Raw genomic sequence first — 14,229 nt, forward strand, 5'->3', positions numbered from 1 at the left:
CAGGCAGCGACATAAAGGACATGGGAGACAAAGCACGAGATAGTCTGCGGATTATCTCACAAGGAAATATTGCTATGTCTGTCAACATCGCCCTTTTCGGAATCGGCCTCGACACATACTGGCCCCAGTTTGCTGGCCTGGAGTCACGCTTGCAGGGTTACCTGCAAACGATTGATGAGCGTCTGACGGCGCAACAGGCCACCGTCATTAATGGCGGCCTGATTGATAACGTCGATAAAGCCGATGATCTTATCAGGCGATTACAACAGCAGCCGGTCGATGCGGTCTGTCTTTACATTAGCACCTACGCACTCAGCGCAACGGTTCTACCCCTTGTACAGAGTATCAATAAGCCAGTTATTATTATGGCCCTACAGCCGGAGCCTGGTCTGCCCTATTCGGCAATCCGCCAAATTCCCGATCGGGGCGGACGTACTGGAGAGTGGCTGGCGCACTGCCAGGCCTGCAGCGCGCCCGAACTGGCAAACGTATTTAATCGTGCGAATATCCGCTTTCAGTTGATTGTTGGTGCGTTACAGGGCGATGAGTACGTCTGGCAACAAATGGCACAGTGGCTACAGGCCCTTAATGCCCGCCAGATGCTGGCAAACTGTCAGGTCGGCGTACTCGGACACTATTATGACGGCATGGTGGACGTTTACAGCAATATGACGAACCTGTCCGCCAAATTGGGCGTACGCTTTAAGCCACTGGAAATGTGTGAGCTGGCGGAATACCGCGAGCAGGTCAGCGAGACAGATCTCAGCGTCAAACAACAGGAAATGTACCGTGTGCTTCAGCTGGATCCGACATGCGAACCGGCAGAGCTTGATCGCGCACTCACCACCGCCTGCGCCATGGATAAACTGATTGCCCAGAACACACTCGGTGCACTGGCCTACTACTACGAAGGTAGAAACGGCAATGCTTACGAGAACATCATCACCTCAATCATTCTTGGCAACACACTACTCACCCACCGTGGTATTCCCGTGGCAGGTGAATATGAAATCAAAAATGTACTGGCGATGAAAATTCAGCAGCTTCTGGGGGCGGGTGGTTCATTCTCTGAGCCATATGGAATTGAATTTATTGATGATGTTGTATTGTGGGGACATGATGGCCCGGCGCACCCGCTGATGGCCGATGGTCCGGTGCGTCTGGTTCCGCTGCCGGTTTATCATGGTAAACCGGGTAAAGGTGTGTCTATCCAGATGACCGTGAAACCGGGCCCGGTAACCTTTCTTTCGGTCATTGAAGATGCCGAAAACGGGGTGCGTTTGCAGTATGCCGAAGGGGAAGCAGTGGCAGGTGAAGTCCTGGATATCGGCAATACCAACAGCCGCTATCGCTTCCCGTTATCGGCTCGCGATTTCACCACACAATGGTGCATGGGCGGTCCAGCCCATCATTGCAGCATTGGCCTTGGTCATCATGGTGAGGTACTGGAAAAACTCGCCTGGCTACTGGGTATTCAGACGGTAAAAATCTGCTAACCCTTAATATTATCGCCCTTCTCAAAAAAGAGGGGCGGATCAGCATTTGTGATCAACATCCTTTTCATCCCCTGAATTTTGCCAGCATTGCCCATCCTACGGCAGCATGCTGAAGGTTAATTCATTGCTCACTCTTTAGACTTTTGAATATCAAAACGGGTGATTTTCATCCAGCCAGAACGACAATTTAAAAGGAACCAGAATGGGTAACGCAATTACGATGGGGATATTATGGCATCTTATCGGTGCCGCTAGTGCCGCTTGTTTTTATGCCCCTTTTAAAAAGGTACAACACTGGTCCTGGGAGACCATGTGGTCCATAGGCGGTTTTGTTTCATGGTTGATCCTGCCCTGGCTCGTCAGCGCAATCCTGCTGCCAGACTTCTGGGCCTATTACAGTTCATTCAGCGCATCCACACTACTGCCGGTATTTTTATTCGGCGCAATGTGGGGGATCGGTAATATCAACTATGGCCTGACCATGCGCTATCTCGGCATGTCGATGGGGATCGGCATCGCTATCGGCATTACGCTGATTGTTGGCACCTTAATGACACCAATCATTGCCGGTAAATTTGACGTGCTCATCGGCACTCCGGGTGGGCGTATGACCCTGCTTGGTGTGCTGGTCGCGCTGATCGGCGTGGCGATAGTCACTCGAGCAGGACAGTTAAAAGAACGCAAGATGGGTATCAAAGCCGAAGAGTTCAACCTGAAAAAAGGTCTAATACTGGCGGTGATGTGCGGCTTTTTCTCCGCAGGGATGTCCTTTGCCATGGATGCGGCTAAACCGATGCACGAAGCCGCCGCTGCGCTCGGTATCGATCCTTTGTATGTCGCTCTGCCAAGCTACGTAGTCATTATGGGAGGCGGTGCGGTGATCAACCTGGGATTCTGCTTCATTCGTCTGGCAAAAATGAAGAACCTGTCGGTAAAAGCCGACTTCTCGTTAGCAAAACCACTTATTATCAGCAACATCCTGTTCTCGGCCCTTGCCGGTCTGATGTGGTATCTCCAGTTCTTCTTTTACGCCTGGGGCCATGCCAAAATTCCGGCGCAGTATGACTACATGAGCTGGATGCTGCACATGAGTTTCTACGTCCTGTGCGGCGGTATCGTCGGCCTGATCATGAAAGAGTGGAGCAATGCGGGAAAACGCCCTGTCAGCGTGCTGAGCCTCGGCTGCGTGGTGATTATCCTTGCCGCAAACATTGTCGGTCTGGGAATGGCCAGCTAGTCCTGCGGATTACTGAGATGACGCCACTGGCTCGGCGTCATCCCGGTTTCTCGCGTAAACACCACCGAAAAGTAGTTACTGTCCTCAAAGCCACAACGCATAGAAATCTCACCAATCATCAACTTGCTATGTTGCAGCAAATACTGAGCGTGGCAGACCCGCACCTGTCGAAGATACTGGTTGATGGTCATTCCAGTCTGGCTGCGAAACTGCTGACGCAGCACGCGCTCGCTGCACTGCTCCCGTTGACAGAATTTATCCAGTTCAAAGGTATGCTCATGGCTGCCGGCCAGCGCAGTGATCAGCTTATCCAGCAGTGTCTCACTGGTGGTGGCCGGGAGCCTATCCGTGGCATAACGATGGCGCTTGAGAAGCGTCACCAACTGTCCGAACAACAGCTCCGCCATATCATTACATAACGGATCGCGCTGCTGGCTTTCGTGTTCCAGTTGGCTAATCACCTGTCGAGCCTGAGCCATACCGGCACTGCCCAGCCGCCAGTGGGGCTGGCACGGCGTGCCGTTGTTAAAACCGGGGATCACATCTTCCCATCCCAGATTCAGCGTCAACCGCTCAGGGCAGTAGATAATATTCTGCAGGACGAGGTCGTTAACAGAGGTGTACGAGTGTTTGTCTGCGGCGCGAATGTAAAACAGATCGCCACGGGTTATTCGATACGGCCGATCGTTGAGAACATGCAGACCATTGCCACGCCAGACCATCACCAGCTCACAAAACTCATGAGTATGTTCGGCAAACACATCCTGCGGATAGCGATCGGCGACGGCGACGGCCTGCTGTTCGCTCGCAAAAAAGTCTGATTTCAGAAGGACTAGCTGATTCGCCACCACATCACCTCAACCTGAACGCTTGCCGGATGCGCTGCGCTTATTCGGCCTACAGGGCATTCATGTAGGCCGGACAAGGCGCAGCCGCCATCCGGCATTAAAGGGTATGATTATCAGCAAACGGACGGTAAAAAACGTTGATAGCTTTCGCGTTACTGGAGGCTGCTTCCGGCCATGACGTCGCGGCCCTGGCGAATATCGCGCGGTGACCAGTTAAACTCCCGGCGAAATAGCGTCGAAAAGTGGTTACTGTCGCCAAAACCGCAGCGATAAGCGATGTCCGTAACGCTGTCATCGCTATGGCGCAATAAGTGCCGTGCTTTGATTAGCCGCAGGCGATTGAGATAGCGCTGCGGCGTCAGCCCGGTTTGCTGTTTGAGCTGGCGGTGCAAGGTGCGTAAAGAGAGCGAAAACTGCTCAGCCACCGCATCCCAGCAGACTTCGTCGGCAAAATTATCTTCCAGCCACGCCATCAGCCGGTTTAGTCGCGCATCGTTATCCGCTGCCGCTTCCATCAGACTACTTTTGCGTAGCAGCACCAGCAGTTGCATAAACAGGATCTCGCGATTGGCCGCCGTCGGCGTATCCATCTCCTCACCAAGATGCTCTATTTGCCCCACCAAGTGACGGACCTGCTGCAGTACGCCCTGATTCACGCGCCAGTGGGACGGATACTGACCGTTCTGCTCCTGAGGTAACAACTGGTTTAACCCGGCCAGAAACTGAAACGCATCAGGGGAACGATACAGTACATTTGTCAGGCACAGGTTGTCAGTATGTTCATATAAGTGTCTGTCATGATCGCGGACAAAACAGACCGTCCCGCCGCTAATGGTGTAGGGCTGTCCATTGAAAACATGAATACCTGTTCCATGCTCAACTATCACAATTTCATGAAAATCATGATGATGCTCGGGAAAAGCAGTCTGGGGCAGTCGCGGTTCGATCGCCACAGGCGCTTTACCTGTCGGAAAAAAATCCACGCAATGCAGTACGGTCATGATGACTTCCTTCCAGATCAAATGAACATGGCTGCATAGTAATTAAGGGTTATGACCCTCACCTTAAATTTTTGACGCCAAAGTGCGTAAACACGGTTAATTCTTCAAGAAACGACAGGAAAGATCGGGAAATGCGGAAGGGGTCACATCAGACAAAATCCCGCCCATTACACGAAACTGTGAACAGCATCACGTTCACCTTTGCCATGCTGCCAGCGGCTTATTGTGACTGTCACTAACAAGAAGGTACGCCGTTCCAGGGGTTCTTAGACTGAGTGCAATAAAACTCAGAAGGACCTCGCTATGACTCTTCGCCATTGTGTCGCTGTCGATCTCGGCGCATCCAGCGGACGCGTAATGCTGGCACGTTACGACAGTGACCACCGCACCCTGACGCTGCGTGAAATCCACCGTTTCGCGAACTGTCTGCAAAAAACAGACGGTTTTGACACCTGGGATATCGACAGCCTGGAAAACGACATTCGCCTGGGGCTGAAGAAGGTCTGCGATCAAGGCATCCTGATTGACAGCATCGGGATTGATACCTGGGGCGTGGATTACGTCCTGATCGGTAAAGACGGTCAGCGCGTCGGTCTGCCGGTCTCTTACCGCGACAGCCGCACTACCGGCGTGATGTCGCAAGCCTTAGCGCAACTGGGTAACAGCGAGATCTATCGTCGGAGCGGCATTCAGTTTCTGCCCTTTAACACCCTGTATCAGCTCCGCGCGCTGGTCGAACAGCAGCCAGAGCTGGTCCCGCAGGTGGCGCATGCCCTGATGATCCCCGACTACTTCGGCTACCGCCTGACCGGCGAAATGAACTGGGAATATACCAACGCCACCACTACGCAGTTGGTCAATATCAACACCGACGACTGGGATGACACCCTGCTGGCATGGACCGGCGCAGACAAAGCCTGGTTTGGTCGCCCAACGCATCCGGGGAACGTGATTGGTCACTGGATCTGCCCGCAGAAAAATCAGATCCCGGTGGTTGCCGTCGCCAGCCACGACACCGCCAGCGCGGTCATCGCTTCACCGCTGGCCGATAACAACAGCGCTTATCTCTCTTCCGGCACCTGGTCCCTGATGGGGTTTGAGAGCAAAACACCGTATGCCAACGAGGCCGCGCTGGCGGCAAATATCACCAACGAAGGCGGCGCGGAAGGACGTTACCGCGTGCTGAAAAATATTATGGGATTGTGGCTGCTGCAACGCGTATTAAAAGAGCGGCAGATTACCGACCTGCCCGCGCTGATCGCGAAAACCGAAGCGCTACCGGCCTGCCAATTCCTGGTCAACCCGAACGACGATCGCTTTATCAACCCAGTTGATATGAGCGCAGAAATTCAGGCCGCATGCCGCGAATCCGGTCAACCCGTTCCGGTTCAGGATGCTGAGTTGGCGCGCTGTATTTTCGACAGTCTGGCGCTGCTGTATGCCGACGTCCTGCAGGAACTGGCACACCTTCGTGGTCACGCCTTCAACCAACTGCACATTGTTGGCGGCGGCTGCCAGAACGCCCTGCTCAACCAACTGTGCGCGGATGCATGCGGTATCCGCGTCATGTCCGGGCCTGTTGAGGCCTCTACGCTCGGCAATATTGGCGTTCAGCTGATGACGCTGGACGAACTTAACAACGTCGATGATTTCCGCCAGGTGGTGACCGCTAACTACGACCTGACAACCTTCATCCCAAATACTGACAGTGAAATTGCCCGCTACCAGGCGCAGTTTCAATCAACACGACAGACAAAGGAGCTTTGCGCATGACCACTCAACTTGAACAAGCCTGGGAACTGGCAAAACTGCGTTTCGCCGCGGTAGGTATCGATGTCGAGGAGGCATTACGCCAGCTCGATCGTCTGCCGGTCTCCATGCACTGCTGGCAGGGCGATGATGTCGCCGGATTCGAAAACCCGGAAGGTTCGCTCACCGGCGGCATTCAGGCCACCGGTAACTATCCAGGTAAAGCGCGTAACGCCGTTGAACTGCGCGCCGATCTGGAGCAGGCACTGAGCCTGATCCCGGGTCCTAAGCGTCTGAACCTGCACGCTATCTACCTGGAATCCGATACCCCGGTATCCCGTGACCAAATCAAACCTGAACACTTTAAAAACTGGGTGGAATGGGCGAAAGCGAACCAGTTAGGTCTGGATTTCAACCCGTCATGCTTCTCGCATCCGTTGAGTGCCGACGGTTTCACGCTGGCACATGCTGACGACAGCATCCGTCAGTTCTGGATTGACCACTGCAAAGCCAGCCGTCGCGTCTCCGCGTACTTTGGCGAACAGCTGGGTACGCCGTCGGTGATGAACATCTGGATCCCGGATGGCATGAAAGACATCACCATTGACCGCCTGGCACCACGCCAGCGCCTGCTGGAAGCACTGGACGACGTCATCAGCGAGAAGTTCGACCCGGCGCATCATATTGATGCCGTCGAGAGCAAACTGTTTGGTATCGGCGCAGAAAGCTACACCGTTGGCTCCAACGAGTTTTACATGGGCTACGCCACCAGCCGCCAGACCGCACTATGCCTGGATGCAGGTCACTTCCATCCGACTGAAGTGATTTCCGACAAGATCTCTGCCGCCATGCTGTACGTGCCGCGCCTGCTGCTGCACGTCAGCCGTCCGGTGCGCTGGGACAGCGACCACGTGGTATTGCTGGATGATGAAACTCAGGCGATTGCCAGCGAGATCGTACGCCATAACCTGTTCGACCGCGTACACATTGGCCTCGACTTCTTCGACGCTTCCATCAACCGCATTGCCGCATGGGTGATCGGCACCCGCAATATGAAGAAAGCCCTGCTGCGTGCGCTGTTAGAACCCACTGAGCAACTGCGCCAACTCGAAGCTAGCGGCGACTACACCGCCCGCCTGGCCCTGCTGGAAGAACAGAAATCGCTGCCATGGCAGGCCGTCTGGGAGATGTATTGCCAGCGTCACGACACCCCAGCCGGCAGCCAGTGGCTGGACAACGTCCGCACGTATGAAAAAGACGTACTGAGCAAGCGTAACTAAAGGCGTTGTCTGCCTTGTAGGCCGGATACGGTGCGTTAGCGCCGCCATCCGGCAACGTACAAAACACTACGCCGGATGGCGCTGCGCTTATCCGGCCTACGTAAGACCCGACACCCGTTCGGGCAATAAACAGGAACACCGACCATGCAAAACATTACTACCTCCTGGTTCGTCCAGGGGATGATCAAAGCCACTTCTGATGCCTGGCTGAAAGGTTGGGATGAGCGTAACGGCGGCAACCTGACGCTGCGCCTGGATGAGGCTGATATCGCCCCCTTTACCGCTGATTTCCACGAAGAACCGCGCTACATCGCGCTGAGCCAGCCGATGCCGCTGCTGGCTAACACGCCGTTTATCGTTACCGGTTCCGGCAAATTCTTCCGCAACGTCCAGCTCGATCCGGCAGCCAATTTAGGTGTGGTAAAAATCGACAGCGACGGCGCCGGCTACCACATTCTTTGGGGGCTGACCCACGAAGCCGTACCGACCTCCGAACTGCCCGCACACTTCCTTTCCCACTGCGAGCGCATTAAAGCCACCGATGGCAAAGACCGCGTGATCATGCACTGCCATGCCACCAATCTGATTGCTCTGACCTATGTGCTGGAAAACAGCACTGCGCTGATCACCCGCAAACTGTGGGAAGGCAGCACCGAATGTCTGGTGGTGTTCCCGGACGGCGTCGGCATTCTGCCGTGGATGGTGCCGGGTACCGACGAAATCGGTGAAGCGACGGCAGTTTCAATGCAGCAGCATTCTCTGGTGTTGTGGCCGTTCCACGGCGTATTTGGCAGCGGCCCGACGCTCGACGAAGCGTTCGGTTTGATAGATACCGCAGAGAAATCGGCCGAAGTTTTGGTCAAAATCTATTCGATGGGCGGTATGAAGCAAACCATCACGCGTGAAGAGCTCATTGCTCTCGGCAAACGTTTTGGCGTGACCCCACTGGCCAGCGCATTAGAGCTGTACTGATACCTCCCTCATTCAACGCCGGATGCGGCTTTGCCTTATCCGGCCTACATGACGGTCCCTATTTAACCGTAGGCCCGATAAGCGAAGCGCCATCGGGCACCAGGGATTTATTATTCAGGAGAATACTTATGAGCTTTATGTTGGCACTGCCAAAAATCAGTCTGCACGGCGCTGGTGCGATTGGTGATATGGTCAACCTCGTGGCGAACAAGCAATGGGGTAAGGCGCTGATCGTAACCGACGGTCAACTGGTCAAACTGGGCCTGCTGGACAGCCTGTTTACCGCCCTTGATGCGCATAAAATGTCGTATCATCTGTTCGACGACGTATTCCCGAACCCAACGGAAGAACTGGTCCAGCAAGGTTTTGCCGCATACCAGGACGCTGAATGTGATTACATCATCGCTTTCGGCGGCGGCAGCCCGATCGATACCGCTAAAGCGGTGAAAATCCTGACCGCCAACCCTGGCCCGTCTACCGCCTATTCCGGCGTGGGCAAAGTTAAAAATGCCGGCGTACCGCTGGTTGCCATTAACACCACCGCGGGTACGGCCGCAGAAATGACCAGCAATGCGGTGATCATTGATTCCGCACGCAAGGTGAAAGAAGTCATCATCGATCCGAACATTATTCCGGATATCGCCGTCGATGACGCCAGCGTGATGCTGGAAATTCCTGCCTCAGTCACCGCCGCTACCGGTATGGACGCCCTGACCCACGCGGTGGAAGCCTATGTTTCTGTTGGCGCGCACCCGTTGACCGACGCCAATGCCCTGGAAGCGATTCGCCTGATCAACCAGTGGCTGCCTAAAGCCGTCGACGAGGGTCACAACCTCGAAGCCCGTGAGCAAATGGCATTTGGTCAGTATCTGGCGGGGATGGCATTCAACAGTGCAGGTCTGGGTCTGGTGCATGCGCTGGCACACCAGCCGGGCGCGACACACAATCTGCCGCACGGCGTCTGCAACGCTATCCTGCTGCCGATTATCGAAAACTTTAACCGTCCAAACGCCGTGGCACGCTTTGCCCGCATAGCACAGGCCATGGGGGTTGATACCCGTGGGATGAGCGATGAAGTAGCAAGCATGGAAGCCATCAACGCGATCCGTGCCCTGAGCAAGCGCGTGGGCATTCCGGCAGGCTTCAGCCAGCTAGGCGTGACCAAAGAGGACATTGAGGGGTGGCTGGACAAAGCACTCGCCGATCCGTGCGCACCATGCAATCCGCGCACCGCCAGCCGCGAAGACGTCCGCGCGCTGTATCTGGAGGCGTTATGATCCGCAAAGCCTTTGTGATGCAGGTGAATGCCGACGCGCACGTTGAGTATCAGCGTCGGCATAATCCCATCTGGCCGGAGCTGGAAGCCGTACTGAAAGCCCACGGCGCGCATCACTACGCGATTTATCTCGACCAGGAGCGCAGCCTGCTGTTTGCCACCGTTGAGATTGAATCCGAAGAGCGCTGGAATGCCGTCGCCAGCACCGACGTGTGTCAGCGTTGGTGGAAGCATATGCGTGACGTGATGCCCACTAATCCGGACAACAGCCCGGTGAGCGCGGAATTAAAAGAAGTGTTTTATCTGCAGTAGTATTGTTGGCCGGATAAGGCGCTAACGCGCCGCATCCGGCACAACGCAACATAACAGTTAGTTCTGCTCAGAAACCAGAATCGCCTGGGTATCCGGTTCCAGCGCTTTAAAGATATGTGCCTGGTCAGCGGGATAACAGATATAGTCGCCCTCGCCCAATTCTTCCGGTGCTTCAGTCAGTCCTACCAGCGCCTTCCCCTGCGTCACAATAATATGCTCAACGGACCCCGGCGGATGCGGGTGTGAGATGCGGTCAGCACCCGGTTGCGTCAACAACAGATAGATATCTCGCCGCGCCCCCGGTGGACAGGCCGCCAGTAAAATAGCCTGATAATGGGCCTGCTCCGCCACCACTTTGGTCCCTTCACCCCGGCGTATCACCTGGGTTTTTTGCTCCTGCGGCTCCAGCAATCGCGCAAAGGGAATATCCAGCGCCACACACAGCGACCACAGCGTTTCCAGGCTAGGATTGCCATTGCCCGCCTCCAACTGCGAGAGCGTCGATTTTGCAATGCCCGCGCGGCGGGCGATTTCTGCCAGCGACAGACCGGTACGCTGACGTTCACGCACCAGGCTTTTCGCAATCATACTGATGGGTTGGGTCATACATGACTCCATGTTCTTTATATCGAACGAATCGTTCGACTTGTAAAGCAATCTTGTTGCGTTCATTATAATGGAAATTCGTTCGATATGGCTAAAGCAGGATGAAACATTATTTTTCCAGTCTCAAAGGCGACACGATAAAAGCAATATTTTTAGTCTGTCTGGCTGTCGGCGTAGTCGGCATGTCATACGGCTCGCTGGCGATGGCTTACGGCTTCCCGCTGTGGGTGCCGTTTGTGCTCTCGATTACAGTGCTGGCGGGTGCGTCTGAGTTTATGTTTATCGGGATTGTTGCCAGCGGCGGTAATCCTCTGGCTGCTGCAGCAGCAGGGTTGCTGGTGAATGCCCGCCACGTGCCGTTTGGCGTGACGGTACGCGATCTGGTGGGAACGCGGGCCGCCAGTTTCCTCGGCTGCCATATCATGAACGATGAAAGCGTGGTGTTTGGCCTGTCGCAAAAAACGCCGGAGCAGCGCAAAGCCGCCTACTGGCTGTGCGGACTGGGCGTAGCCATTGTCTGGCCGCTGGGCACGCTGCTTGGGGCGATGGTTGGCAAGCTACTGCCCGCACCGGAAACCATCGGCCTGGATGCCGTTTTCCCTGCCATTCTGCTGGCCTTAGTGGTCCCGGCATTTAAAAACCGTACCACGCTGGTTCGCGCCTGCAGCGGTGCTGCGCTGTCGCTCGCCGCCGTCCCGTTTGCGCCGGTGGGCCTGCCGGTACTGCTTTCACTGTTTGGCTTACTGACGAGGAAAAAATAATGGGCAACATGACGCTGTTTATCGTCGGTATCGCCGTACTCTCTCTGGGAACCTATTTAATGCGTTTAGGTGGAGCAAAGTTGGGGAGCCGTCTGGCATTTTCCACGCGCTCGCAGGCGCTGCTTTCCGATGCCGCGACGGTATTACTGTTCTCCGTCGCCCTGGCGACCACCTTTTACGAAGGCGAACATTTTGCCGGCATGGCGCGCGTTCTCGGCGTGGGCTTTGCAGTGTTCCTCGCCTGGCGCAAAGTGCCATTGATTATGGTGATTATCGCCGCTGCTGTGGTGACGGCGTTGTTAAGGATGGCGGGAATAAACTAAAAAAGCGCCTCAAGGGCGCTCTTTCGACAGTATTGAGGTCACTTATTTCAGCAGTTCAGCGGTCATGTGCACACGGTTACCGCTGTAGGCCTGAGTGATTTTATAATCGCTTGCGCCAGCACGTTCCGCCTGAGCGGCAATTTTTGCTTCAGTGCTTTCCAGAGTTGACCCGGTAGCGGTAACAGACTGAGCAGCGAAAGAACCGAAAGAGGTAGCAAGAGCGATAACTGCGACAAAAGTTTTGATGCTTTTCATGATGTAAACCCTTTAATTTAGTTGTTTGAGTAAGGCACCGTGCCTTGATGTGATAAATAATAGCCCTCACACCGCACAACTAAAAGCGGAAGGTTTTGCCTGTCTTATTCAAATTATTTGAGAGATAACATGTCAGCCGAATACGATCAAAAATTGCTGTCAGGCTCGCGAAAAAAACCACTCTCTGCGGGCAGTTGGTTACTGCGTCAGGGTGAAAGGCAAAGCAAAATTTATTATTTACATCATGGCGTTGCCCGTGCGGTGTATCACTCACCCAACGGTTCAGAACGGGTGAAAGAGTTTTACTTCCCGGGTGAATATTGTTTTCTGTACCTGAACTGGCTAACCCACACCTCGGCAGATTACAGCCTGCAAATGATCACCCCGGGCGAAATCAGTGAAATCTCGCTGGCATTGCTGGATGCACCGGAACATCAGGACATCAAGACACAGCTCCTGGTCCAGCAGTTGATCTACAAAGAGAAAAAAGAACAAATGCTGCTGCTTAATACGCCAGAACAACGCTACCAGTATGTTCAGACACACTTTCCCAGTTGGGAATTGCAGCTCACTCAGCGGGACCTCGCCCACTACATTGGCATTACGCCCGTTAGCCTGTCTCGCATTCGCCAGCGTCTTAACAAAGGTTAACGCATTCGCTTTTTGCATAGATTATTGTCCCGCCACTCTTCACAAGATGGCGCGCATGATGAACGCATTTTTTCTCTCTCAGCTGCTGGCCTGCATCAGCTTTGTGCTGGATATTTCAGCCTTTCATTTCCGGCGTCGGGCGATGACGTTAGTGCTGTTGACCAGCTCAACCAGCCTGCTGGCCATTCATTTTTATCTTTTGCATCAACCCGCCGCCGCAGGATTAATGCTCATCGCCGCCTGTCGTTATGCGATAGCCATCGTGACGCAACGCCGCTGGGCCATGTGGGGATTTATGATGGGGTCACTGCTGTGTAGTGCTTATCTCTGGCAGGGAATGTGGGGCCTGCTGCCGCTCGCAGGAAGCCTGCTGATGACCTATGCGTCGTTTCAGACACAGGGTGGAAAATTACGTGGATACACATTGTGCGGCAGCCTGTGCTGGCTACTGAACAATGCCATCGTCGGCTCGCCCGCTGCTGTAATGATGGAGCTGGCATTCTCAGGCAGCATTGTGGCAGCCTGGTGGCGTTACTCCGCCACCAGACGTTCCGGATGCGTATAAATCGTTGCCCTGCCCGGTTTACAAAAACCCACCAGCGTCAGGTTACAGCGTTCGGCTACTTCTACGGCCAGTGTCGTCGCGGCAGAGACAGCGAACAAGATCTCCACGCCGCACATCGCCGACTTTTGCACCATCTCATAGCTGGCGCGACTGGAGACTAAAACGGCTCCCTGCCGCCATGTTTCGCCTTCAATTGCACGCCGCCCGAGCAGTTTATCCAGCGCCACGTGACGGCCCACATCTTCATGCCCTCCCGCCAGGTTCCCCGACGGCTGGACCCAGGCCGCTGCGTGCGTACAGCCCGTCAGTTGCCCCACGGGCTGGAAGTCATGCAAATGCTTTAACGCGCGATCGAGGTCCGCCAGGTTAAACGTCTGGGTAAACGCCAAAGGCTGAACCGGCTTGCCAATGTCATTGAGCTGTTCCACGCCGCAAACGCCACAACCGGTACGACCGGCCAAAGCTCGACGGCGCTCTTTCAATCCCATAAAACGACGGCTGGACAGCTCAACCTGAACTTCTAATCCGTTACAAGAAGGCACCACTTCCATGCCGTAGATATCCTGCGGGGACTCAATAATGCCTTCAGAAAGTGAAAAGCCCATCGCAAAATGCTCAAGATCTTTCGGTGACGCCATCATCACCACGTGCGAAATCCCGTTGTACACCAACGCAACGGGCACTTCTTCAGCGACGACATCCGGCTGAGGATGTTGCAAATCCTCGCGTTTCCAGAGGGTCAACTGGCGCGATCCCGTCAAAGCCGTCACATTTTCGATGTTTTTTTGAATAATCTTATTCACTTTCTTTTAACCATATTGGAACACACATACCAACATTGTGGTATTCTTTACAAATCCCTCCTGGACGGAGGGAAATTCACCCAATTCTGGACCT

General features: G+C 54.6%; 16 protein-coding genes. 11 read left to right on the forward strand and 5 right to left on the reverse strand.

Going from position 1 to position 14,229, the window contains the following annotated elements:
• Positions 1-74 precede the first annotated feature (74 nt).
• Positions 75-1,496, forward strand: coding sequence for an L-fucose/L-arabinose isomerase family protein (locus AC3ITF_RS21440; protein WP_115259795.1), 1,422 nt, complete (start codon positions 75-77; stop codon positions 1,494-1,496).
• A gap of 202 nt (positions 1,497-1,698) precedes the next feature.
• Complete coding sequence (gene rhaT / locus AC3ITF_RS21445; RefSeq protein WP_117343650.1) at positions 1,699-2,733, forward strand: L-rhamnose/proton symporter RhaT; 1,035 nt, start codon at positions 1,699-1,701, stop codon at positions 2,731-2,733.
• Here the strand turns inward: rhaT and rhaR are convergent.
• Together rhaR and rhaS are read right to left on the reverse strand one after the other, a co-directional pair.
• On the reverse strand, positions 2,730-3,581 hold the full coding sequence (rhaR, locus tag AC3ITF_RS21450) for an HTH-type transcriptional activator RhaR (RefSeq protein ID WP_117343676.1): 852 nt from the start codon (positions 3,579-3,581) through the stop codon (positions 2,730-2,732). The genes rhaT and rhaR overlap by 4 nt on opposite strands.
• 152 nt (positions 3,582-3,733) lie before the next feature.
• A complete protein-coding gene (gene rhaS / locus AC3ITF_RS21455) occupies positions 3,734-4,582 on the reverse strand; it encodes an HTH-type transcriptional activator RhaS (RefSeq protein ID WP_096758841.1) in 849 nt (282 codons plus the stop codon).
• A 303-nt stretch (positions 4,583-4,885) separates the two neighbouring features.
• Between rhaS and rhaB the strand changes: the two genes are divergently transcribed.
• The 5 genes from rhaB to rhaM all read left to right on the forward strand — a co-directional run bounded on the left by rhaB (position 4,886) and on the right by rhaM (position 10,171).
• On the forward strand, positions 4,886-6,355 hold the full coding sequence (rhaB, locus tag AC3ITF_RS21460; RefSeq protein WP_117343649.1) for a rhamnulokinase: 1,470 nt from the start codon (positions 4,886-4,888) through the stop codon (positions 6,353-6,355).
• Positions 6,352-7,611, forward strand: coding sequence for an L-rhamnose isomerase (rhaA, locus tag AC3ITF_RS21465; protein ID WP_489176005.1), 1,260 nt, complete (start codon positions 6,352-6,354; stop codon positions 7,609-7,611). The genes rhaB and rhaA overlap by 4 nt, the downstream gene beginning before the upstream one ends.
• A 144-nt stretch (positions 7,612-7,755) precedes the next feature.
• A complete protein-coding gene (gene rhaD, locus AC3ITF_RS21470) occupies positions 7,756-8,583 on the forward strand; it encodes a rhamnulose-1-phosphate aldolase (protein ID WP_115259799.1) in 828 nt (275 codons plus the stop codon).
• A 128-nt stretch (positions 8,584-8,711) separates the two neighbouring features.
• Complete coding sequence (fucO, locus tag AC3ITF_RS21475) at positions 8,712-9,860, forward strand: lactaldehyde reductase (RefSeq protein WP_146717404.1); 1,149 nt, start codon at positions 8,712-8,714, stop codon at positions 9,858-9,860.
• Complete coding sequence (gene rhaM / locus AC3ITF_RS21480; RefSeq protein WP_096758846.1) at positions 9,857-10,171, forward strand: L-rhamnose mutarotase; 315 nt, start codon at positions 9,857-9,859, stop codon at positions 10,169-10,171. Before fucO ends, rhaM begins: the two co-directional genes overlap by 4 nt.
• Before the next feature lie 57 nt (positions 10,172-10,228).
• Here the strand turns inward: rhaM and AC3ITF_RS21485 are convergent, their stop codons facing one another.
• Complete coding sequence (locus AC3ITF_RS21485) at positions 10,229-10,777, reverse strand: helix-turn-helix domain-containing protein (protein WP_489176006.1); 549 nt, start codon at positions 10,775-10,777, stop codon at positions 10,229-10,231.
• A gap of 101 nt (positions 10,778-10,878) precedes the next feature.
• Between AC3ITF_RS21485 and AC3ITF_RS21490 the strand changes: the two genes are divergently transcribed.
• Both AC3ITF_RS21490 and AC3ITF_RS21495 read left to right on the forward strand, forming a co-directional pair.
• The gene (locus AC3ITF_RS21490) at positions 10,879-11,538 is read left to right on the forward strand and encodes an AzlC family ABC transporter permease (RefSeq protein WP_137400236.1); all 660 of its coding nucleotides are present in this window, start codon (positions 10,879-10,881) and stop codon (positions 11,536-11,538) included.
• A complete protein-coding gene (locus AC3ITF_RS21495; RefSeq protein ID WP_115259804.1) occupies positions 11,538-11,861 on the forward strand; it encodes an AzlD domain-containing protein in 324 nt (107 codons plus the stop codon). Before AC3ITF_RS21490 ends, AC3ITF_RS21495 begins: the two co-directional genes overlap by 1 nt.
• A 42-nt stretch (positions 11,862-11,903) precedes the next feature.
• Here AC3ITF_RS21495 and AC3ITF_RS21500 read toward each other — a convergent pair whose 3' ends face one another.
• Complete coding sequence (locus tag AC3ITF_RS21500) at positions 11,904-12,116, reverse strand: YdgH/BhsA/McbA-like domain containing protein (RefSeq protein WP_135912774.1); 213 nt, start codon at positions 12,114-12,116, stop codon at positions 11,904-11,906.
• Between the two features lie 129 nt (positions 12,117-12,245).
• Here AC3ITF_RS21500 and AC3ITF_RS21505 point away from each other — a divergent pair, with 129 nt between their 5' ends.
• Together AC3ITF_RS21505 and AC3ITF_RS21510 are read left to right on the forward strand one after the other, a co-directional pair.
• Positions 12,246-12,767 (forward strand): Crp/Fnr family transcriptional regulator, encoded by a 522-nt coding sequence (locus tag AC3ITF_RS21505; RefSeq protein WP_279271397.1) that lies wholly within the window; start codon positions 12,246-12,248, stop codon positions 12,765-12,767.
• Positions 12,768-12,822: 55 nt separating this feature from the next.
• Positions 12,823-13,332 (forward strand): YgjV family protein, encoded by a 510-nt coding sequence (locus tag AC3ITF_RS21510; protein WP_249414865.1) that lies wholly within the window; start codon positions 12,823-12,825, stop codon positions 13,330-13,332.
• Here the strand turns inward: AC3ITF_RS21510 and fdhD are convergent.
• A complete protein-coding gene (fdhD, locus tag AC3ITF_RS21515) occupies positions 13,299-14,135 on the reverse strand; it encodes a formate dehydrogenase accessory sulfurtransferase FdhD (protein ID WP_115259808.1) in 837 nt (278 codons plus the stop codon). The genes AC3ITF_RS21510 and fdhD overlap by 34 nt on opposite strands.
• Positions 14,136-14,229 lie beyond the last annotated feature (94 nt).

The organism is Citrobacter sp. KH_055_1, assembly GCF_057838705.1.

Coding starts and splice junctions, on each gene's coding strand:
- AC3ITF_RS21440 (WP_115259795.1), top strand. CDS start 75: ATGTCTGTCAACATCGCCCTTTTCGGAATCGGCCTCGACACATACTGG.
- rhaT (WP_117343650.1), top strand. CDS start 1,699: ATGGGTAACGCAATTACGATGGGGATATTATGGCATCTTATCGGTGCC.
- rhaS (WP_096758841.1), bottom strand. CDS start 4,582: ATGACCGTACTGCATTGCGTGGATTTTTTTCCGACAGGTAAAGCGCCT.
- rhaB (WP_117343649.1), top strand. CDS start 4,886: ATGACTCTTCGCCATTGTGTCGCTGTCGATCTCGGCGCATCCAGCGGA.
- rhaA (WP_489176005.1), top strand. CDS start 6,352: ATGACCACTCAACTTGAACAAGCCTGGGAACTGGCAAAACTGCGTTTC.
- rhaD (WP_115259799.1), top strand. CDS start 7,756: ATGCAAAACATTACTACCTCCTGGTTCGTCCAGGGGATGATCAAAGCC.
- fucO (WP_146717404.1), top strand. CDS start 8,712: ATGAGCTTTATGTTGGCACTGCCAAAAATCAGTCTGCACGGCGCTGGT.
- rhaM (WP_096758846.1), top strand. CDS start 9,857: ATGATCCGCAAAGCCTTTGTGATGCAGGTGAATGCCGACGCGCACGTT.
- AC3ITF_RS21485 (WP_489176006.1), bottom strand. CDS start 10,777: ATGACCCAACCCATCAGTATGATTGCGAAAAGCCTGGTGCGTGAACGT.
- AC3ITF_RS21490 (WP_137400236.1), top strand. CDS start 10,879: ATGAAACATTATTTTTCCAGTCTCAAAGGCGACACGATAAAAGCAATA.
- AC3ITF_RS21495 (WP_115259804.1), top strand. CDS start 11,538: ATGGGCAACATGACGCTGTTTATCGTCGGTATCGCCGTACTCTCTCTG.
- AC3ITF_RS21500 (WP_135912774.1), bottom strand. CDS start 12,116: ATGAAAAGCATCAAAACTTTTGTCGCAGTTATCGCTCTTGCTACCTCT.
- AC3ITF_RS21505 (WP_279271397.1), top strand. CDS start 12,246: ATGTCAGCCGAATACGATCAAAAATTGCTGTCAGGCTCGCGAAAAAAA.
- AC3ITF_RS21510 (WP_249414865.1), top strand. CDS start 12,823: ATGATGAACGCATTTTTTCTCTCTCAGCTGCTGGCCTGCATCAGCTTT.